Below are 18,845 nucleotides of genomic sequence, written 5' to 3'. Positions count from 1 at the left end.
TGGTCTACCCTCACAGCAGACGTCTGAAACAAGGGGGGACTACTCATGCTCGCGCAACTTCCACCGGCCTTACAGAATCTTCAGCTACCGCTGCGTCTTCGACTCTGGGACGGCCATGAATTCAACCTGGGCCCCGAGCCCAGTGTGACCATCGTGGTCAAGGACCCTACGGTCGTCTCACAACTGACCCATCCCACGCTCGACGCCCTCGGCGAAGCCTTCGTCGAGGGCAAACTGGAGCTGGAAGGCTCTATCGCCGAGGTGATCAGGGTATGTGACGAGTTGAGTCACGCCTTGATCGAAGACGACGACGGCCCTCGACCGGTGCGCTCGATCCACGACAAGGCGACCGACGCGGCGGCCATTTCCTACCATTACGACCTGTCCAACGAGTTCTACCAGCTATGGCTGGACCAGGACATGGTGTATTCCTGCGGTTATTTCGAAACCGGCAGCGAGTCCATCGACCAGGCCCAACAAGACAAATTCCGCCATCTGTGCCGCAAATTGCGGCTGCAGCCGGGCGAGTATCTGCTCGATGTTGGATGTGGATGGGGCGGGCTGGCGCGGTTTGCGGCGCGGGAATTCGGGGTCAAGGTGTTTGGGATTACCTTGAGCAAGGAACAACTGGCCCTGGCCCGGGAGCGGGTGAAGGCCGAAGGCCTGGAGGACCAGGTCGACCTGCAGCTGCTCGACTACCGCGACCTGCCGCAGGATGGCCGTTTCGACAAAGTGGTGAGCGTGGGCATGTTCGAACATGTCGGCCACGCCAACCTGGCGCAATACTGTCAGATTCTGCACGGCGCCGTGCGTGAGGGCGGCCTGGTGATGAACCATGGCATTACCGCCAAACACACCGACGGCCGCCCCGTGGGCCGTGGCGCCGGGGACTTTATCGAGCGCTATGTGTTTCCCAACGGCGAGCTGCCGCACCTGGCGATGATGACGGCCGAAATCAGCGAAGTCGGGCTGGAAGTGGTGGACGTCGAAAGCCTGCGCCTGCACTACGCGCGCACCCTGGACCATTGGAGCGAGCGCCTGGAGGACAACCTCGAAGCAGCGGCGAAGATGGTGCCGGAGCACGCCTTGCGTATCTGGCGCCTGTACCTGGCGGGTTGCGCCTATGCCTTTGCGCGGGGTTGGATCAACCTGCATCAGATCCTGGCGGTGAAACCCCATGCCGATGGCAGCCATGAACTGCCGTGGACGCGGGAAGATATCTACCGCTGACGCGTTTTTTCAGAACACTGAAGGACCAAATGTGGGAGGGGGCAAGCCCCCTCCCACAGTTGTTACAGAATCGGCGAGATCAAGCGCGCCACGCGCATGCCCAGCTGTTGCAGGCGCCGGGTTTCGCGGCTTTCCTCCTGGCTGACTTCATGGGCCAGGGCGAAGTCGTCCAGCAGCATCCGCTCCACCTCTTTGGCGAAGGCTTCGTCGACCGTCAGCAACATCACTTCGAAATTCAGCCGGAACGAACGGTTGTCCATGTTCGCGCTGCCGATGGCGCTGATTTCGCTGTCCACCAGCACCACCTTCTGATGCAGAAAGCCCGGCGTATAGCGGAATACCCGCACGCCAGCGCGTACCGCTTCGATCGCGTAAAGGCTGGAGGCGGCGTAGACGATGCGGTGATCAGGGCGCGATGGCAGTAACAGGCGCACGTCGACACCGCGCAAGACCGCCAGGCGCAGGGCGGCGAATACGGCTTCGTCGGGGATGAAATACGGGCTGGTGATCCACACGCGTTCGGTCGCGGCGTGAATGGCCTCGACGAAAAACAGCGAGCAGGTTTCATACGCGTCGGCCGGGCCGCTGGCGAGCAATTGACAGAGCACGCCATTCTCGGGGTAAGCGTCCGGCAGAATCAGGGGTGGCAGTTGGCGTGCGGCCCAGAACCAGTCTTCGGCAAACGACTCTTGCAAGCACGCCACCACCGGGCCGGTGACCTGCACATGGGTATCGCGCCATGGCGCCAGGGGCGGCTTTTTGCCGAGGTATTCATCGCCCACATTGTGCCCGCCGACGAACCCGGTGATGCCGTCCACCACCACGATCTTGCGGTGGTTGCGAAAGTTGACCTGGAAGCGGTTCAGCCAGCCGCTGCGGGTGGCGAAGGCTTTGACGTTAACCCCGGCGTCGCGCAGCGACTGCACATAGCGATGGGGCAGGGCGTGGCTGCCGATGCGGTCGTAGAGCACGTAAATATTCACGCCTTCGGCCGCTTTTGCCGTGAGCAACCTGTGCAGTTGGCGACCGAGTTCATCGTCATGAATGATGAAAAACTGGAACAGCACAGCGGTTTTCGCGCTGCGGATGGCCTCGAAGATTGCGCTGAAGGTGGCGTCGCCGTTAATCAGCAACTGCACTTGGTTATTGGCCAGGCACGGCATGCGGCCCAATTTGGGCATGGCGCGCAAAGAGGCGTAGGCATTGGAATTGCGCGCGGCCAGCGCTTCCTCGACCCAGGGGCGCCAGTTCAACTCGGCGATGGCCGTGTGCATTTCCTGGTTGGCCTGGCGACGCGCCTGGATGTAGGCGTCGAAGGTGCTGCGGCCGAAAATCAGGTAGGGAATCAGTGTGAGGTAAGGCATGAACATCAGCGACAACGCCCAGGCAATCGAGCCTTGGGCGGTCCTGACGGTCAGTACCGCATGGATCGCGGCGAGGCTCCCGAAAAAATGCAGCGTGGCAATGAAGTAGGCGAGCAGGTGCGGGCCAAAAAAATCCATGAACGACATTACTCCGGGCAGTCCAATGCGTAACAGACCATGTTCCACAGTGAATGTCGCTATTTTATTTGCCGTGCAACACTGGCACCTTTGCGACGTCTAACGCCCACAATTGCCCAGGAGTTACCCGATGAATGCTCGTCTGCTCTGTTTATCCATGGTTGTTGGTTTGTCGCTGCCGGTGGCAGCACAGGCACAGATGTTGGCGCCGGGCTTGTGGGAATTGACTACCAGCAATATGAAAGTCGATAACCAGGACCTGCCGGACCTGTCGCTGATCCTCGGTCAGCTCAAGCAACAGATGACCCCCGAACAGCGCGCCATGCTGGAAAAACAGGGCATCACCATGGCCGGTAAAGGCGTGCAGGTGTGCCTGACGCCGGCTCAGGTCGCGTCCGATTCCATCCCCCTGACGGACCCGCAATCAGGTTGTAAACAGGAAGTCACCGACAAGACCGGCAACCAGTGGAAATTCCGCTTCAGTTGCCCGAAAGCCCAAGGCGTGGGCGTGGCGACTTTCCAGAGCCAGAAAGAATTCACCACCACCGTCAACGGCACCTTCAATGCCACCGGCATCCAGCAAAAGGGCAGCCTGGACACTCACGCGCAATGGCTGGGCAACGATTGCGGTACGGTCAAACCTCGCGTTTAACGCAAGAAGTGCAGGGGCAGGCCCTGGCAGCTATCGACCACCTGGCCGTTGTGCCACGCCAGGTGGCCCGACACCAGGGTAGTGCTGACGCTGTGACGAAAGCTGCGCTCGGCGAACGGCGTCCAGCCGCAACGGGCAAGGATCGGTTGGCTGCTCACGGGTTTGCCTGCGGGTTCGGGCTTGATCAGCACCAGGTCAGCCCAATACCCCTCGCGTAGATAACCTCGATCCGGAATGGCAAACAGGTCGGCAACGCGATGGCTGGTTTTGGCCACCAGCGTGGTCAGCGGCAGCAGCCCGTCTGCCACCAGTTCCAGCAACGCCGGCAACGCATGTTGTACCAAAGGTAGACCTGCCGGCGCCTGGCGATAGTCCAGTTGCTTTTGTGCCCAGGTATGCGGCGCATGATCACTGCCAATCACATCCAGACGGTCACTCAATAGAGCCAGGCGCAGCGCGTCGCGGTCGGCGCGGGTCTTGATCGCCGGGTTGCATTTGATCTGGTGGCCGAGGCGCTGGTAGTCGCGGTCATCGAACAGCAAGTGGTGCAGGCAGACTTCGGCGGTGATGTGTTTGTCCGACAGCGGCTTGTCTTCGAACAAGGCCAATTCCCGCGCGCTGGTCAGGTGCAGCACGTGCAAGCGCGTGCCATGGCGTTTGGCCAATTCTACGGCAAACGATGAGGAGCGATAACACGCCTCGGCATCGCGAATCAACGCGTGCGCCACGGCGGGGATGCACTCGCCGAAGCGCTCGCGCAGGCGCAGCTCGTTGGCCTGGATGCTTGGCGTGTGTTCGCAGTGAGCCAGCAGTATCGTCGGCACTTCGGCAAACAGGCGCTCAAGCGTTTGCGGGTCGTCCACGAGCATATTGCCGGTGGAGGCGCCCATGAACACCTTGACCCCCGCCACTTCGCGAGGGTCAAGGGCCGCGACGGTGTCGAGGTTGTCGTGGCTCACGCCAAAGTGAAAGCCGTAGTTGGCCACCGAGTGCAACGCGGCGCGACGCTTTTTATCGGCCAGGGCGTCCAGGCTCAACGTGGCCGGTTGGGTGTTAGGCATGTCCATGAAACTGGTGATGCCACCGGCCACCGCGGCACGGGACTCGCTGTAGACGCTGCCTTTGTCCGGCGCGCCGGGTTCACGAAAGTGCACCTGATCATCGATCATCCCTGGCAACAACCACTGGCCTTGAGCGTCGATCTCTACCGGTTCGTTCATATGTTCAATGCTGCTGGCGATCTTCTCGATACGGCCACTGACCACCAGCACATCAGCGTCAAATACCTGGCCTTCATTGACCACTCTAGCGTTACGAATCAACAGGCGGCTCATGCTTCAGAACTCGTTTTGCAGGGCTTTGTAACCGCGCACCAGGTCGACATTGGTGCGGGCCACGTCTTCGGAAAACTCCGAGGCGCTGACGCTCACCGGCACGAACTGCGACAAATCGGTGTTGGGCCCGATGCGGGTGGTGGAGGGGACGTAGAAGGCAGCGGGCAGGTCGCGCCCGTCCACTACCGAGTTGTGACGCACCACCGAGCCGTCGCCCACGACGCAATTGAACAGCACGCTGTTGAAGCCGATGAACACGCGGTCGCCCACGGTGCAGGGGCCATGGACGATGGAGCGGTGCGCAATGGAGGTGAACTCGCCGATGGTCACGGCGGCACCGGATTTGGAGTGGATCACCACCCCGTCCTGGATATTGGAGTTGGCACCGATGGTAATCGGGTCCATGGCGCCGCTGGCGTTGACTTCGTCGGCGCGGATCACGGCGTAGGGGCCGACAAATACGTTTTCGCCGATGATCACCTTGCCGCAAATGATCGCGGTTTTATCGACGTAAGCCGATTCGGCAATCACCGGCAGGTCGCCGGAAGGATTTTTGCGGATCATGGTTTGCTCAAGGCCGCGCACAAGGTATTGAGGTTGTATTCGAACAGCCCGATAAACGTGCTGGCCGGGCCTTCGGCGGCGAGGGCGTCGGAGTACAGCGTGCCGCCGATCTGCGCGCCGCTTTCGTCGGCAATTTGCTTGAGCAGGCGTGAGTCCTTGATGTTCTCCATGAACACGGCCTTGACCTTGTCCTGGCGAATCTGGGTGATCAGCGCGGCCACTTCGGCGGCTGACGGCTCGCGCTCGGTGGACAAACCTTGTGGCGCGAGGAACTGGATGCCATAGGCCTGGCCCAGGTAACCGAAGGCGTCATGGGAGGTTACGATACGGCGGTTGCCGGAAGGCAGGGCGCCGAACCTGGTCTTGGCTTCGGCCAACACGCGGTGGATTTCTTTCAGGTAGGCCTGGCTGTTGCGCAGGTAGTCCGCCTGGTTGGCCGGGTCTGCGGTTACCAGCGCTTTAGTGATGTTGTTGACGTAAATCTCGGCGTTGGCCAGGTTGTGCCAGGCGTGTGGGTCCGGGATGGTCTCGCCGTCCTCGTCCATGGTGTGGGAGATCACACCTTTGCTGGCGGTGACCACCGTGGCCTTGGTCTCGGTGCTGCGCACCAGTCGGTCCAACCAGGGCTCGAAGCCGAGGCCGTTCTTGATGATGAGTTTCGCCTTGAGCAACGCCTTGGCGTCGTCCGGCGTGGGTTCGTAGGTGTGGGCGTCGGCGTCCGGGCCGACCATGTTGCTGATCTGGATATGATCGCCACCGATCTGGTGGGTGATGTCATCGAGAATACTGAAGCTGGTGACCACTTGGAGTTTATCGGCGGCCTGGGCCATCGAGAGGGGCAGCAGCAGACTGAACAGCACGAGTAGAGCGCGCATCGGGAAACACCTCATTGGGATGTAAGCAAGGGCGGGCGGCGCAGCAAGCCGTGCACCGGACCGAAAACCACGGACAACGCATACCCGGCGCCCGCCACCAGCACGATGGCCGGGCCGCTGGGCAGTGAGTAGTAGAACGACAGCAACAATCCCAGCCACACCGACAGGCATCCCAGCACGGCCGATACTGCGATCAGCACCGGCAGGCGCCGGCTCCAGAAGCGCGAAGCGATGGCCGGCAACATCATCAAACCCACCACCATCAAGGCGCCGATGGCCTGGAAACCGATGACCAGGTTCAGCACCACCAGGGTCAGGAACAGCCCATGGGCGAGCGGGCCGAGGCGGCTGACGGTTTGCAGAAACAGCGGGTCGAGCGTATCGAGCAGCAGCGGTTTGTAGATCAGCGCCATGGCGATCAGGCTCAAGCCGCAGACCCAGAGCATGCCGGTGAGGGTGGTCTCATCCACGGCCAGGGCCGAGCCGAACAGCAGGTGCAAAAGGTCCAGGCGCTTGCCAGCGATGCCCAGGATCAGCACGCCGGCAGCGAGGGAGATGGGGTAGATGGCGGCAAGGCTGGCGTCTTCACGCAGGCCGGTGCGGCGGGTGATCCAGGCGGATAGTCCGGCCATGCTCAGGCCCGCACCGAGGCCACCGATAGTCAGTGCCGGCAGGCTCAACCCGGCGAACCAGAAGCCCAGGGCGGCACCGGGCAGGATGCCGTGGGCCACGGCGTCACCGATCAGGCTCATGCGCCGCAGGATCAGAAACACGCCCAGCGGCGCCGTGCTGCAGGCGAGTACCAGGCCGCCGATCAGCGCGCGGCGCATGAAGACGAAGTCGACAAAGGGCATCCACAAGTGAGCAGCAAAGTGCATCAGGCCACCTGCAATTGCGGTTGTGGGCGGATCAGCTCTTTGCTCGGGCCCAGCGCGCAGCCGGTGCTTTTGATGTGCAGCACGTGCGGAGTGTGATGGCGCACCGAGGCCAGGTCATGGCAGACGACCATCAACGTGCGGCCCGCTTCGTGCCAGGCGTGAATGTGTTTCCAGCACAGCGCCTGGCCTTCTTCGTCGAGGGCCGCGTGAGGTTCGTCGAGCAGCAGGACCGGTGCGTCGGTCAGGCTCATGCGGGCGAGCAGGGCGCGTTGCAGCTGGCCGCCAGACAGCGCCATCAAAGGGCGTTGCTCCAGGCCGCTGAGGCACCAGTCTTCCAGCACGGTTTGCAGGCGCTCGCTGCGTTGCGGTGGTGTGAGCCGGGTGCCCCAGAATCCGGCGGCAACCAGTTCTTGCAGGCTGATGGGGAACTGTCGGTCCAGGTGTTGCTGCTGAGGCAGGAACGCCAAGCCGCCACGGCGTGGAACAGCGACGCTGACGGTCCCCGCCAGCGGCTTTTGCAGGCCGGCGATGACTTTGAGCAGGCTGCTTTTGCCACAGCCATTGGGGCCGATGACGCCGGTGAGGCTGCCTTTTTCCAGGGTGAAATCCACGGCGGGCGTCAGCGGTTGGCCCGGGGCGCCCCAGCGCAAAGCGTTGCAGGTGATCATGGGGAGGGTCTCGTCCAGCGGCTTTCAGCCACGGCATCGTGCGCGTGCAGGCTTTCGGCGTGGATCACTTTGAGGTGGAAGGCTTTGACCGCATCCGAGCGTTTCAAGGCGAGGTTCAGGCGGCGGGCAGCGTCTTCGCAGAACATCAGGTTCTGCCCGTTGGCCAGCGCGAAGGCTTGTTCGTCGGCACGCTTGACTGCGGTTTGCACAGCGGTGCCGAGCGCGGCTTCGGCGGCGTTGATCAAATCGACGATGGCCAATTGGTCGCCTTGCACATGCACCTGTAGCTGTGCGCTGCTGCGCTGGCTGTGGGGCGTGGCGACGATGCCATTGGTGCTGCCGAGCCAGGTCAACACGTCTGCATGCCGCAATGGCGTGTTGGCGAAATCTTCGAGAAATTGCTGCTGAATCAATTGCCTGGCAAGGGCAGCGGAACACGGGCAGGTTGAGGAATAAGCAACGTCAATTTTTAGTTCCACGTGGAACATCTGGTTTTCCAGACGTGCCTCGATGCTTACCGGGTAGCGCTTCCAACCGTCCAGTGGGCTGACCAGGGCGGGGCGTTTCAACAGTAAATGGGTGTGGATCCGCAGGTAGGCGTTGTTAGATAAATCTTCATGTGTGTCGAGAAAGCGCTGCAGTACATTACGCAGAAGTGCAGGCGTAAGCGGTTGCTGGTCGAACGCCTGCAGCGCCAGGTACAGGCGTGACATATGAATGCCACGCGCCAAGCCATCGTCCAGGCTCACCCCTGCATCGGCGGTGGCGGGCAGACGTTGGCCCTCAAGCAGAACCGGCAAGGCGATGCCGCACATGCCGACCCAGTCGAGTGGCAAGGCTTGGCGTGAAGCCTGCGCAGCGATATCCGGCAGAGTCAGCGCATTCATAAGCAGGTCCATCGTTGGAAATAATTCGACATGTTATAGTATAACAATCGCTTCGACGATGAAATTTCTGCCCCAGCCTTTCTTCAGTCACGTCGAGCAGGGACGCTCCTTTATTTGCGGTATAGGTCATGCACAGACGTCAGCTCCTCAACCTGCTGCTGGTCAGCCCCTTATTCGCCTTGCCGCTGGGGGCCTGCGCCACGCAAATCCGCAATGCGCGCCTGTGGCGTTCGGAGGATAAGCTGCGGTTGGTGTTCGACCTCAGCGGCCCGGTGCAATACAAGACGTTTTCCCTGGCCGCCCCGGAACGCGTGATCATCGACCTGAGCGGCGCCGGGCTCAGTGGTGACTTTTCGCAATTGGTGCTGAAAAACAGTGGAATTACCTCGATTCGCTCCGGGCATTTCGGCAAGGCCGACACACGCATCGTGCTGGACCTGGCCGCACCGATGCAGCTCAACAGTTTTTTATTGCCGCCCCAGGAAGGTCAGGGTCATCGCCTGGTACTCGACCTGACTCGCGCCACCTCGGCGCCTCGTCAAATCGCCGCTGAGCCTGCGCCATTGATCGCGCCGGTGGATAAAGCTCATCCCAGGCGCGACATCATCGTGGTGGTCGACCCTGGCCATGGCGGCAAAGACCCCGGCGCCATCGGCTCCAAAGGCCAGCGGGAAAAAGACGTGGTGTTGTCGATTGCCCAGTTGCTGGCTAAACGCTTGAAACGCGAAAAGGGTTTCGATGTGAAGCTGGTGCGCAACGATGACTTCTTCGTGCCTTTACGCAAGCGCGTGGACATAGCCCGCCAGCACAAAGCCGATATGTTCATCTCGGTGCATGCCGACGCGGCATCCAGGCTCACCGCCTCGGGGGCCTCGGTGTATGCGTTGTCCGAGGGCGGTGCTACCTCGGCAACCGCGCGTTTCATGGCGCAGCGCGAAAACGGCGCGGATCTGCTGGGCGCCACGACGTTACTCAACCTGAAGGACAAGGACCCGATGCTCGCGGGCGTGATTCTCGACATGTCGATGAACGCCACCATCGCCTCCAGCCTGCAGCTGGGCAGCGCGGTGTTGGGCAGCTTGCAAAACATCACCAGCCTGCATCAGAAACGCGTGGAGCAGGCCGGGTTCGCGGTGCTCAAGTCACCGGACGTGCCGTCGATCCTAGTCGAGACCGGGTTTATCTCCAACACCCAGGACGCTCAGCGGCTGGTGACTGCGCGCCATCAACAGGCGGTGGCGGATGGGCTGTTCGACGGGCTGAAGAAATACTTCGAAAAGAACCCGCCGATGAACAGCTATATGGCATGGGTGCAGGAGCAGAAGAAGGGCCAGGTCTAACAGCCGGTCATTCGGCTGCAGGTGAATCTGGCGCTGGCGCCACCCGAACTGGAGAACCGGTTAAGGGTGGTCCAGCCCACGCGCCGCGTGTAGCCAACCCACGCCTCACCGTCCGATGCCAATCCGGTAAAGAACGTCAGCTGCCCATAGCGGCTGTTGGTTTGTGCCCAGTAGCGTTTGCCGATCACTTCGAACCCGCGCAGATACGTGGTGCTGCCAACGGTCGCCACGCTATAGGCGTTGCCCAGCGGGTCGACACAGGCCAGCAGGTTGGCGCTGCGGGTGCAGTTGGCCAGCAGGCTTGGGGGTTGGGCACAGGCAGGTCCTGCTACTGCTGATAACAGGGCGCAAATCGCGAAGAGCAAGGAGGGTTGGCTTATTTGCATTGTTATACTATAACATAAAAACGAAGCCTGGCTCGACCGGGCAACCTGATGAGAGCGAACCGATGCCCAACCGTCTACCCGTCACCGTGTTGTCCGGCTTTCTCGGCGCCGGCAAAAGCACCCTGCTCAACTATGTACTGCGCAACCGCGAAAACCTGCGGGTGGCGGTGATCGTCAACGACATGAGCGAAATCAACATCGACGGCAGTGAGGTGCAGCGCGACGTCACCCTTAATCGCGCTGAAGAAAAGCTGGTGGAGATGAGCAACGGCTGCATCTGCTGCACCCTGCGCGAGGACTTGCTCGAAGAAGTCGGCAAGCTCGCCAGGGAAGGCCGGTTCGATTACTTGCTGATCGAATCCACCGGCATCTCCGAACCCATGCCTGTGGCCGAAACCTTCACGTTTCGCGATGAAAACCAGCAGAGCCTGGCGGATGTCGCACGCCTGGACACCATGGTCACAGTGGTCGACGGGGTGAATTTCCTGCTCGACTACCAGGCCGCAGAAAGCCTGGCCTCACGTGGGGAAACCTTGGGCGAGGAGGACGAGCGCTCGATCACTGACCTGCTGATCGAACAGATCGAGTTCGCCGACGTGATACTGGTCAGCAAGATCGACCTGATCAGCAGCCGCGAGCGCGAAGAACTGATGGCCATCCTTGAGCGGCTCAATGCCCAGGCGCAGATCATTGCGATGGTCATGGGGCAAGTGCCGTTGAACAAGATCCTCAACACCGGCCGCTTTGATTTCGAACGGGCTGCCCTGGCACCGGGCTGGTTACAGGAATTGCGCGGTGAACACGTGCCGGAAACCGACGAGTACGGCATTGCGTCCACCGCTTACCGTGCGCGCCGCCCGTTTCATCCACAGCGGTTTTTCGACTTTATCGACCGGCCTTGGGAGAACGGCAAACTGTTGCGTTCGAAGGGCTTCTTCTGGCTGGCCAGCAAACACCAGGACGCCGGCAGTTGGTCCCAGGCCGGTGGCTTGATGCGCCATGGCTTTGCCGGGCGCTGGTGGCGTTTCGTGCCGAAAAGCCAGTGGCCGCAAGACGCAGAAAGTGTCGCGGCGATCATGGACAACTGGCAAACGAGCACCGGTGATTGCCGTCAGGAGCTGGTGTTTATCGGCCAGAACATCGACTTTGCGCAGATGCGCGCCGAACTGGACCAATGCTTGCTCACGGATGAAGAAATGGCCCTGGGCGTCGACGCTTGGCGCCAGTTGGCCGATCCCTTTGGCCCTTGGTATGAAGAGGCCGCCGCCTGATGTTGGCCCCGCTTACTCCCCTGCGGCCCGTGGTTCGCCAAACCCGCGGGCAAACCCCGCTGGCGCTGGCTGACATTCTCGAAGACGGCGTGAACCTGGCGCTGTGGCAGCGTCAACTGCCGTTGCACATCGCCGAATTCGCCGCCTTGGTCGTGGCGCTCGATGAGCCATTGGCCGATGCATTGGTTATCGAGTTGGACCGCGAAGACAGCGCGCCGAACCTGCACGGGCTGGCGCCCCATTGTCGCGATCTTGAGGGCTATGATGGTTTTATCGCCGATGTGTCCTGGTTGGTCAGTGCATTCGCCTGTTTGCTGGGCGCCAGGCGCATCGGCGTGCGTCTGCGCCTGCTGGACAGGGCCATGTGCCCGCGTTTTCACGTCGACCATGTGCCTGTGCGGCTGATCACCACCTACGCCGGCGTCGGCAGCCAATGGCTGCGCGAAGGCGTCATGGACCGCCGGCGATTAAGCCAGCCCGACGCAGAGCCCACCGAGCGCATCGAGCAAATCCTCTGTGGCGAGGTGGCCCTGCTCAAGGGCACCAAATGGCATGGCAACGAAGACCATGGCCTCATTCACCGCTCACCTGCACTGAAAGCCAATGAGCGTCGCTTGATCCTCACGCTGGATTGGCTTGCATAAACGCGTAGGATCAAACGCTCTACACGGTCTGAATGATGCCACCCATGCTGCAGAACATTCCCACCCACGTGATTGCCGGGCCCTTGGGCGCCGGTAAGACCAGCCTGATCAAACACCTGCTTGCCCAACGCCCGGCCAACGAGCGCTGGGCGGTGCTGATCAACGAGTTCGGGCAGATCGGCCTGGACGCGGCCTTGCTCACTCAAGCTGACGATGGCATTGCCTTGGGCGAGGTGGCGGGTGGCTGCCTGTGTTGTTTGAATGGCGCGCCGTTCCAGGTAGGCCTGGGTCGGTTATTGCGTAAGGCCAAGCCGGATCGGTTGTTTATCGAGCCGTCGGGCCTGGGCCATCCGGCGCAGTTGCTCAAACAGTTAGGCGAAGCGCCATGGCAAGGCGTGCTGGCGGTTCAGCCCTGGGTGCTGGTGCTGGACGCCCAGGCCCTGGCAGCGGGCAAACCCTTGCCGCAAGCGCAGCAGGAGGCGCTGGCCGGTGCCGGTTTGCTGGTATTGAACAAGGATGAGGCGCTGGACGCTGCGCAACGCCAGGCTATTGAGCAGCGGTTAACTGGCAACGCGCTCTATTGGACGCGCCAGGCTCAGTTGCCTCTGGAACAATTGCCTGGCTTGAAAGCCAAGGCTGGCGGGGTTGTGGATAACTTCGCGGTGCCTCAAGGCTTGGCGCAAATGCCGGCGATCTGGAGCGACCCCACGTTGCCGATCTGCTTGAGCCAAGCCGAGGAAGGTGGCTGGAGCATTGGCTGGCGCTGGCATCCGAGCCAGCGATTTGACCTGGAACGAGTGAGCCAATGGCTGACGAGTCTGCAATGGCGTCGCGCCAAACTGGTTATCCACAGCCGTGACGCGTGGATGTCCGCCAACGCTGTGGATAACAGCTCACTCGCCTGGCTACCCAGCGAATGGCGCCGCGATTCACGTATCGAATTGATCTTCAGCGCACCACAGGACGTGGCGGCATTGCAGGCCGCTCTGGCTGCCTGCCGTTACTGACGGTTCTTGGTCGCGTGGTCCTGGCGCCACTGGCTCAGCTCGATGACGTTGGCGCTGGGCAGCGGCTCCTTGGCTTCGAACGGGTAGGGCGCCAATTCAATCTGCGCGCTGTGGGCGCCAAATTGGGTAATGGTGCCGCTGTGGCGAGCCTCGCCCGTCACGGTGAACTCGAAATTGTAGACCCGTGCCAACCGGCGCCGACCCTTGGCATCCTTCACGAAACCGATGCGTTTGAGTGCCACCGCGCCATCGAGCAGTTCGATATCGAGCTTGGCGCAGTGCTGCTTGACCCGCTCCAACGCGCGCTCGCGCAGGCCATGGTTGTGCCAGACCCAAGCGGCGCCGGTCGCCAGCAGCATCAACACGAACATGTTTCCCAGGGTCAGCATTCCATGAACTCCAACAAAGTGAGCGCAGCTTAACTGTGTCGCCGGTCTGTCGTACAGGCTGCGTTTAGTCGCATACTGCGCGGCCAGAATTTCAACGGCTTTATGGACATCTCCTGCATGAAACGCACACCCCATCTGCTTGCGATCCAGTCTCATGTGGTTTTCGGCCACGCCGGAAACAGCGCCGCCGTGTTCCCCATGCAGCGGGTCGGGGTGAATGTATGGCCGCTCAACACAGTGCAGTTCTCCAACCACACACAGTATGGCCACTGGGCAGGTGAAGTGCTGGCGCCGCAGCAGATTCCGGCATTGGTGGAAGGTATCGCAGCGATCGGCGAGCTGGGTAACTGCGATGCAGTGCTGTCCGGCTACCTCGGCAGTGCGGATCAGGGGCGTGCGATTCTTACCGGCGTGGCGCGCATCAAGGCGCTCAACCCCAAGGCGATGTACCTGTGCGACCCGGTGATGGGCCACCCTGAAAAAGGCTGCATCGTGCCGCAGGAAGTCAGTGATTTCCTGCTGAACGAGGCGGCGGCCATGGCGGATTTCCTGTGCCCCAACCAACTGGAGCTGGACAGCTTTGCCGGGCGCAAACCGCAATCGCTGTTCGATTGCCTGGCGATGGCCAAAGCCCTGCTGGCGCGCGGGCCGAAGGCGGTGCTGGTCAAGCATCTGGATTACCCCGGCAAGCTGCCGGACGGCTTCGAGATGCTGCTGGTGACGGCCGAAGGCAGTTGGCACTTGCGTCGGCCGCTGCTGGCATTCCCGCGCCAGCCGGTGGGTGTGGGCGACCTGACGTCAGGGTTGTTCCTGGCGCGGGTGCTGCTGGGGGATAGCCTGGTGGCGGCCTTCGAATTCACCGCCGCAGCGGTGCACGAGGTGCTGCTGGAGACCCAGGCGTGCGCCAGTTATGAACTGGAACTGGTGCGGGCGCAGGATCGCATTGCCCATCCCCGCGTACGGTTTGAGGCCACGCCGATCAGCCTGTAACTACACAGAACCAATGTGGGAGGGGGCTTGCCCCCGATGGCGGTGTGTCAGTCAGCATGTTCGAGACTGATCCACCGCTATCGGGAGCAAGCCCCCTCCCACATTTGATCCGGGTCGCAGCTTGGAATTTAAGGCGCGTCGGCCTTGATTTCCTGATAGCGCTTTTCCAATTCCTGGCGAATCTGCCGACGCTGCTGGGCCTGCACGAAGCGGCGCTTGTCTTCGCTGTTGTGCGGCTGCAAGGGGGGCACGGCGGCCGGTTTGCGCTGGTCGTCCACCGCCACCATGGTGAAAAAGCAACTGTTGGTATGACGCACCGAGCGTTCACGAATGTTCTCGGTCACCACCTTGATGCCTACTTCCATCGAGGTGTTGCCGGTGTAGTTGACCGACGCGAGAAAGGTCACCAGCTCGCCGACATGGATCGGCTCGCGGAAAATCACCTGATCCACCGACAGCGTGACCACGTAACGGCCGGCATAACGGCTGGCGCACGCGTACGCCACTTCGTCGAGGTACTTGAGCAGGGTGCCGCCGTGGACATTGCCTGAGAAATTGGCCATGTCAGGGGTCATCAATACCGTCATCGACAGCTGGGCGTTTCCGGGTTCCATAGCACACTCACGGGTTGTAGGCATTGGTTGGTAGGGCACCTCTGCGGGTGCTGGGGTCTTTGCAGCGCCATCCCTAACGGGACGCCAGTGGACGGCTTGCCGTCACGCGCGGGTCGATCTGTTTCCATATATTGCACCGGCTTTCCGGCGGAAGTCGCGGTGTTAACCTTCAAAAGCCCATCTCCGGGCATTTCTTACGATCACGGCAGACTTTTCTTTCAGCGGTAGCACACGCGGAAAGTGAGAAAGCGCCAGCCATTTCAAGGAGCGCTTCGGCATGCACGCCATCAGTTTTATCCAGGATCTGGCCGTGATCATGTTGGTGGCGGGGGTTGTCACCATTCTGTTTCATCGCCTCAAGCAGCCGGTGGTGCTGGGCTACATCGTCGCCGGCTTCATCATCGGCCCCCACACGCCGCCGTTCGGCCTGATTCACGATGAAGACACGATCAAGACCCTGGCTGAACTGGGGGTGATCTTCCTGATGTTCTGCCTGGGCCTGGAGTTCAGCCTGCGCAAGCTGTTCAAGGTAGGCGCCACGGCGTTTATCGCGGCGTTCCTGGAAATCATCCTGATGATCTGGATCGGCTACGAAATCGGCCAATGGTTCGACTGGAACACCATGGACTCGTTGTTTCTCGGCGCGATCCTGGCGATCTCCTCGACCACCATCATCGTCAAGGCGCTCAATGACCTGAAGATGAAGAACCAGCGGTTCGCCCAGCTGATATTCGGCGTGCTGATCGTCGAGGACATCCTGGGCATCGGCATCATTGCTTTGCTGTCGAGCATCGCCGTCAGTGGCACGGTCAGCTCCGGCGAGGTGTTTTCCACCGTGGGCAAGCTGTCGCTGTTCATGATTGTTGCGCTGGTAATTGGCATTCTGCTGGTGCCGCGCCTGCTGGCTTACGTCGCCAAATTCGAAAGCAACGAGATGCTGCTGATCACCGTGTTGGGCCTGTGTTTCGGCTTCTGCCTGCTGGTGGTCAAGCTCGAATACAGCATGGTGCTGGGGGCCTTCCTGATCGGTGCGATTATGGCCGAGTCACGCCAACTGATTAAAATCGAGCGCCTGATCGAGCCGGTGCGCGACATGTTCAGTGCGATTTTCTTCGTTGCCATCGGCTTGATGATCGACCCACAGATCTTGCTGCAGTACGCCTGGCCGATTGCGGTGATCACCGTGGCGGTGGTGTTGGGCAAGATGCTGTCGTGCGGGCTGGGCGCATTTATCGCCGGCAACGATGGCCGCACCTCGCTGCGGGTGGGCATGGGGCTGTCACAGATTGGCGAATTCTCTTTCATCATCGCGGCGCTGGGGATGACCCTGCAAGTGACCAGCGACTTTCTCTACCCGGTGGCGGTGGCGGTTTCGGCGATCACCACCTTGCTTACGCCTTACCTGATCCGCGGTGCCGACCCGCTGTCGTTGAAAATTGCCGCCGTGATGCCCCAGCGCATGAGCCGGGTATTCGGGATGTATGGCGAATGGCTGCGCAGTATCCAGCCTCAAGGTGAAGGCGCCATGCTGGCGTCGATGATCCGCAAGATCGTGCTGCAAGTGGGAGTGAACCTGGCGCTGGTGATCGCGATCTTCTTCGCAGGCAGCTTTTTCGCGGCGCGCATCGGTGGGTATCTGGAAGGCTGGATCAGCGATCAAAGCTGGCAGAAGGCATTGATCTGGGGCGGGGCGTTGCTCTTGTCGCTGCCGTTCCTGATTGCGGCGTATCGCAAGCTCAAGGCGTTGTCGATGTTGCTGGCCGAGATGAGCGTGAAGCCGGAAATGGCGGGCCGGCATACCCAGCGGGTGCGGCGGGTGATTGCAGAGTTGATCCCCATCCTGTCATTGCTGGTGATCTTCCTGCTGTTGGCAGCCTTGTCGGCCAGTATTCTGCCGACCAACAAGTTGCTGGTGCTGATCGCGGTAGTCACGGCTGCGGTGGCGGCGGTGCTCTGGCGCTGGTTCATCCGCGTGCATACGCGGATGCAGGTGGCCTTGCTGGAGACGCTGGATAACCACAAGGATACGCCGGAGCACTAGCGGGGTTTGGGAATCAGCTTTCCAGCCAGACGTCCCGTGCCCAGTGCCACACCGACTCCCAGGTTTCTTCCTGGACCAGTTCTTCCTCGGCGGACCACAGCACCACGGTGCCGTCTTCCTCGACGCAGTAGTAATCGTCGCCATCCTGGCAGATCGGGATCATGCTGCGATCAACCCCGGCATCCCAGGCGTTGGCGGCAACATCCGGCAGATAAGTGTGGGATTGCGGGTCGGTGACGGTCACCGGCTCAAGGCTGCCGTAGACCACGTCGCTGACGGTCAGCAGGAATTCGCGGAACACAAACGGGATGTCGATGAACAGTTGTTCCTCGATTTCCACCAGTTGGTCTTCGTCAGGCAGCTCCAAAGGAACCGGGACCGGTTCGTTGGCTTCACGCAGTTGTTCGATGATTTCTTCCACGGCCGGGATCCTCTTGCTAGTAGGCGCGGTTTATAGGGGCGTTTTATACAGTAGCTCGCTATAAGTGCAACCGTGAAATAGAAAACCCCGGACATGTCCGGGGTTTTTGTTACCGCGTGCTCAAACGAGCAGGTATCAGCCGTTCTGGCGGATACCGGCGACCAGCCATGGCTGGTTGTCGCCCTGGGCGCGTTCCATGTTCCAGCTTTCGCTGAACACTTCGCCCTGGTCGAAACGCGAGGTTTTCGACACACCGCTGAAGGTCAGGGTGGCGATGGTCTTGTCGGCGCGATCATCCACCCCTTCCAGTTGTACGCGCAGGTCGTCGATATAGGTCGACTGGAAGGCGTCACCCAGGTCGGCGCGTTCGCGCTTGAGGAACTCGAGCAGTTGCGGGGTCACGAACTCGGAGATCTTGTCCATTTCGTTGGCGTCCCAGTGCTGCTGCAGGGACTGGAAGTGGCTGCGGGCCGCTTCGACGAAACGCTCCTCGTTGAACCAGGCCGGTGCGTTGATCACCGGACGGGCGGCGGCAGGCGCTGCCGAACCACCGAAGATCGAACCCATGGCCGGTTTTTGCTCGAACACTTCACGCTGCATCGGCGCGCCGGCCGGAGCCAGGTGCTCCTGCTGCTTGCGGCGACGGGCGGCGATAAAGCGGAAGATCACAAAGGCGATAACGGCCAGGATCAGGATGTCGAAGATCTGCATGCCCTGGAAGCCGCCGCCCATGAACATGGAGGCGAGCAGGCCACCGGCGGCGATGCCGGCCAATGGGCCCAACCAGCGCGAAGCGCCGCCGGCCTTGGCAGCAGCGCCCGCAGCACCGGCCGCGCCTGCGGTAGCCGCAGCACCGCCGGCACCGGCGGATGGAGCCATCTGGCTGGTCTGGTGGGTCGGTGCCGAGCCCATGCTTTTGCCGCCACCGAAGCGTTTGGCGTTGGCGTCGAGGCTCATCGTCAAGCCGATGCACAACGCCATGGCGATGCTAAGAAAACGTTTCATAAAGGGAATTCCCATTTGTGGATTGCACGCGCGCCATGTTGCACAGGTGTCGTGACAGTGGCTAGCGACATAATGTTTCGGGCTTTTACGTAGGACCGATTCAGAATGGTCTGTAGGACTTATTACAGATATTGGCCCGCGCTCGTT

At 61.2% G+C, this 18,845-nt stretch carries 20 protein-coding genes; 8 read left to right on the top strand and 12 right to left on the bottom strand.

Going from position 1 to position 18,845, the window contains the following annotated elements; all coding sequences use genetic code 11:
- Positions 1 to 45 precede the first annotated feature (45 nt).
- Entirely contained in the window at positions 46 to 1,230 is a 1,185-nt protein-coding gene (cfaB, locus tag C4J87_RS25845; protein WP_124368891.1) for a C17 cyclopropane fatty acid synthase CfaB, read from the top strand.
- Positions 1,231 to 1,292: 62 nt separating this feature from the next.
- On the opposite strand, the gene cls is transcribed toward cfaB, so the two are convergent.
- On the bottom strand, positions 1,293 to 2,732 hold the full coding sequence (cls, locus tag C4J87_RS25840; protein ID WP_124368890.1) for a cardiolipin synthase: 1,440 nt from the start codon (positions 2,730 to 2,732) through the stop codon (positions 1,293 to 1,295).
- Positions 2,733 to 2,862: 130 nt separating this feature from the next.
- On the opposite strand from cls, the gene C4J87_RS25835 reads away from it, so the two are divergent.
- Positions 2,863 to 3,384: a DUF3617 domain-containing protein gene (locus C4J87_RS25835; protein ID WP_124368889.1), complete on the top strand. Its 522-nt coding sequence runs from the start codon at positions 2,863 to 2,865 to the stop codon at positions 3,382 to 3,384.
- On the opposite strand, the gene C4J87_RS25830 is transcribed toward C4J87_RS25835, so the two are convergent.
- The 6 genes from C4J87_RS25830 to folE2 are packed head-to-tail and all read right to left on the bottom strand — an operon-like array spanning position 3,381 to position 8,590.
- The gene (locus C4J87_RS25830) at positions 3,381 to 4,718 is read right to left on the bottom strand and encodes a dihydroorotase (protein WP_124368888.1); all 1,338 of its coding nucleotides are present in this window, start codon (positions 4,716 to 4,718) and stop codon (positions 3,381 to 3,383) included. The two genes, C4J87_RS25835 and C4J87_RS25830, sit on opposite strands and share 4 nt — an antisense overlap.
- A gap of 3 nt (positions 4,719 to 4,721) precedes the next feature.
- Positions 4,722 to 5,282, bottom strand: coding sequence for a DapH/DapD/GlmU-related protein (locus tag C4J87_RS25825; RefSeq protein WP_124368887.1), 561 nt, complete (start codon positions 5,280 to 5,282; stop codon positions 4,722 to 4,724).
- Positions 5,279 to 6,157, bottom strand: a complete 879-nt coding sequence (locus C4J87_RS25820) for a metal ABC transporter substrate-binding protein (protein ID WP_124368886.1) — start codon at positions 6,155 to 6,157, stop codon at positions 5,279 to 5,281. Before C4J87_RS25820 ends, C4J87_RS25825 begins: the two co-directional genes overlap by 4 nt.
- A gap of 11 nt (positions 6,158 to 6,168) precedes the next feature.
- Complete coding sequence (locus C4J87_RS25815; RefSeq protein WP_124365049.1) at positions 6,169 to 7,035, bottom strand: metal ABC transporter permease; 867 nt, start codon at positions 7,033 to 7,035, stop codon at positions 6,169 to 6,171.
- Positions 7,035 to 7,703, bottom strand: a complete 669-nt coding sequence (locus tag C4J87_RS25810; RefSeq protein WP_124368885.1) for a metal ABC transporter ATP-binding protein — start codon at positions 7,701 to 7,703, stop codon at positions 7,035 to 7,037. The genes C4J87_RS25815 and C4J87_RS25810 overlap by 1 nt, the downstream gene beginning before the upstream one ends.
- Positions 7,700 to 8,590, bottom strand: coding sequence for a GTP cyclohydrolase FolE2 (gene folE2 / locus C4J87_RS25805; protein WP_124368884.1), 891 nt, complete (start codon positions 8,588 to 8,590; stop codon positions 7,700 to 7,702). Before folE2 ends, C4J87_RS25810 begins: the two co-directional genes overlap by 4 nt.
- 128 nt (positions 8,591 to 8,718) lie before the next feature.
- Here folE2 and C4J87_RS25800 point away from each other — a divergent pair, with 128 nt between their 5' ends.
- Entirely contained in the window at positions 8,719 to 9,930 is a 1,212-nt protein-coding gene (locus C4J87_RS25800; RefSeq protein ID WP_124368883.1) for an N-acetylmuramoyl-L-alanine amidase, read from the top strand.
- Here C4J87_RS25800 and C4J87_RS25795 read toward each other — a convergent pair.
- Positions 9,927 to 10,295: a glutamine synthetase gene (locus C4J87_RS25795; RefSeq protein ID WP_124365045.1), complete on the bottom strand. Its 369-nt coding sequence runs from the start codon at positions 10,293 to 10,295 to the stop codon at positions 9,927 to 9,929. The genes C4J87_RS25800 and C4J87_RS25795 overlap by 4 nt on opposite strands.
- An 83-nt stretch (positions 10,296 to 10,378) precedes the next feature.
- Between C4J87_RS25795 and zigA the strand changes: the two genes are divergently transcribed.
- From zigA to C4J87_RS25780, 3 genes are read left to right on the top strand one after another with little or no spacing between them, the layout of a single operon-like run.
- The gene (zigA, locus tag C4J87_RS25790) at positions 10,379 to 11,587 is read left to right on the top strand and encodes a zinc metallochaperone GTPase ZigA (protein ID WP_124368882.1); all 1,209 of its coding nucleotides are present in this window, start codon (positions 10,379 to 10,381) and stop codon (positions 11,585 to 11,587) included.
- On the top strand, positions 11,587 to 12,231 hold the full coding sequence (locus tag C4J87_RS25785) for a DUF1826 domain-containing protein (protein ID WP_124368881.1): 645 nt from the start codon (positions 11,587 to 11,589) through the stop codon (positions 12,229 to 12,231). The genes zigA and C4J87_RS25785 overlap by 1 nt, the downstream gene beginning before the upstream one ends.
- Positions 12,232 to 12,275: 44 nt before the next feature.
- Positions 12,276 to 13,238: a GTP-binding protein gene (locus tag C4J87_RS25780; protein ID WP_124368880.1), complete on the top strand. Its 963-nt coding sequence runs from the start codon at positions 12,276 to 12,278 to the stop codon at positions 13,236 to 13,238.
- On the opposite strand, the gene C4J87_RS25775 is transcribed toward C4J87_RS25780, so the two are convergent.
- Positions 13,232 to 13,627: a DUF3301 domain-containing protein gene (locus tag C4J87_RS25775; RefSeq protein ID WP_124365041.1), complete on the bottom strand. Its 396-nt coding sequence runs from the start codon at positions 13,625 to 13,627 to the stop codon at positions 13,232 to 13,234. The genes C4J87_RS25780 and C4J87_RS25775 overlap by 7 nt on opposite strands.
- Before the next feature lie 117 nt (positions 13,628 to 13,744).
- Between C4J87_RS25775 and pdxY the strand changes: the two genes are divergently transcribed.
- Entirely contained in the window at positions 13,745 to 14,617 is an 873-nt protein-coding gene (pdxY, locus tag C4J87_RS25770; RefSeq protein ID WP_124368879.1) for a pyridoxal kinase PdxY, read from the top strand.
- A 128-nt stretch (positions 14,618 to 14,745) separates the two neighbouring features.
- Here the strand turns inward: pdxY and C4J87_RS25765 are convergent, their stop codons facing one another.
- Entirely contained in the window at positions 14,746 to 15,231 is a 486-nt protein-coding gene (locus tag C4J87_RS25765; RefSeq protein ID WP_034110411.1) for an acyl-CoA thioesterase, read from the bottom strand.
- Positions 15,232 to 15,508: 277 nt separating this feature from the next.
- Here C4J87_RS25765 and C4J87_RS25760 point away from each other — a divergent pair, with 277 nt between their 5' ends.
- Entirely contained in the window at positions 15,509 to 17,272 is a 1,764-nt protein-coding gene (locus C4J87_RS25760) for a cation:proton antiporter (protein ID WP_065936464.1), read from the top strand.
- Between the two features lie 13 nt (positions 17,273 to 17,285).
- Here C4J87_RS25760 and C4J87_RS25755 read toward each other — a convergent pair whose 3' ends face one another.
- On the bottom strand, positions 17,286 to 17,693 hold the full coding sequence (locus C4J87_RS25755) for an SMI1/KNR4 family protein (RefSeq protein WP_078735291.1): 408 nt from the start codon (positions 17,691 to 17,693) through the stop codon (positions 17,286 to 17,288).
- Positions 17,694 to 17,828: 135 nt separating this feature from the next.
- The gene (locus C4J87_RS25750) at positions 17,829 to 18,698 is read right to left on the bottom strand and encodes a Tim44 domain-containing protein (RefSeq protein WP_124365039.1); all 870 of its coding nucleotides are present in this window, start codon (positions 18,696 to 18,698) and stop codon (positions 17,829 to 17,831) included.
- Positions 18,699 to 18,845 lie beyond the last annotated feature (147 nt).

The organism is Pseudomonas sp. R1-43-08, assembly GCF_003852255.1.
Taxonomy (GTDB): Bacteria; Pseudomonadota; Gammaproteobacteria; order Pseudomonadales; family Pseudomonadaceae; genus Aquipseudomonas.
This window is presented reverse-complemented; position numbering and strand designations above follow the sequence as displayed.

Coding starts and splice junctions, on each gene's coding strand:
- cfaB (WP_124368891.1), top strand. CDS start 46: ATGCTCGCGCAACTTCCACCGGCCTTACAGAATCTTCAGCTACCGCTG.
- C4J87_RS25815 (WP_124365049.1), bottom strand. CDS start 7,035: ATGCACTTTGCTGCTCACTTGTGGATGCCCTTTGTCGACTTCGTCTTC.
- C4J87_RS25785 (WP_124368881.1), top strand. CDS start 11,587: ATGTTGGCCCCGCTTACTCCCCTGCGGCCCGTGGTTCGCCAAACCCGC.
- C4J87_RS25765 (WP_034110411.1), bottom strand. CDS start 15,231: ATGGAACCCGGAAACGCCCAGCTGTCGATGACGGTATTGATGACCCCT.
- C4J87_RS25820 (WP_124368886.1), bottom strand. CDS start 6,157: ATGCGCGCTCTACTCGTGCTGTTCAGTCTGCTGCTGCCCCTCTCGATG.
- C4J87_RS25750 (WP_124365039.1), bottom strand. CDS start 18,698: ATGAAACGTTTTCTTAGCATCGCCATGGCGTTGTGCATCGGCTTGACG.
- C4J87_RS25825 (WP_124368887.1), bottom strand. CDS start 5,282: ATGATCCGCAAAAATCCTTCCGGCGACCTGCCGGTGATTGCCGAATCG.
- pdxY (WP_124368879.1), top strand. CDS start 13,745: ATGAAACGCACACCCCATCTGCTTGCGATCCAGTCTCATGTGGTTTTC.
- C4J87_RS25835 (WP_124368889.1), top strand. CDS start 2,863: ATGAATGCTCGTCTGCTCTGTTTATCCATGGTTGTTGGTTTGTCGCTG.
- C4J87_RS25775 (WP_124365041.1), bottom strand. CDS start 13,627: ATGCTGACCCTGGGAAACATGTTCGTGTTGATGCTGCTGGCGACCGGC.
- C4J87_RS25780 (WP_124368880.1), top strand. CDS start 12,276: ATGCTGCAGAACATTCCCACCCACGTGATTGCCGGGCCCTTGGGCGCC.
- cls (WP_124368890.1), bottom strand. CDS start 2,732: ATGGATTTTTTTGGCCCGCACCTGCTCGCCTACTTCATTGCCACGCTG.
- C4J87_RS25800 (WP_124368883.1), top strand. CDS start 8,719: ATGCACAGACGTCAGCTCCTCAACCTGCTGCTGGTCAGCCCCTTATTC.
- C4J87_RS25760 (WP_065936464.1), top strand. CDS start 15,509: ATGCACGCCATCAGTTTTATCCAGGATCTGGCCGTGATCATGTTGGTG.
- C4J87_RS25830 (WP_124368888.1), bottom strand. CDS start 4,718: ATGAGCCGCCTGTTGATTCGTAACGCTAGAGTGGTCAATGAAGGCCAG.
- zigA (WP_124368882.1), top strand. CDS start 10,379: ATGCCCAACCGTCTACCCGTCACCGTGTTGTCCGGCTTTCTCGGCGCC.
- folE2 (WP_124368884.1), bottom strand. CDS start 8,590: ATGAATGCGCTGACTCTGCCGGATATCGCTGCGCAGGCTTCACGCCAA.
- C4J87_RS25810 (WP_124368885.1), bottom strand. CDS start 7,703: ATGATCACCTGCAACGCTTTGCGCTGGGGCGCCCCGGGCCAACCGCTG.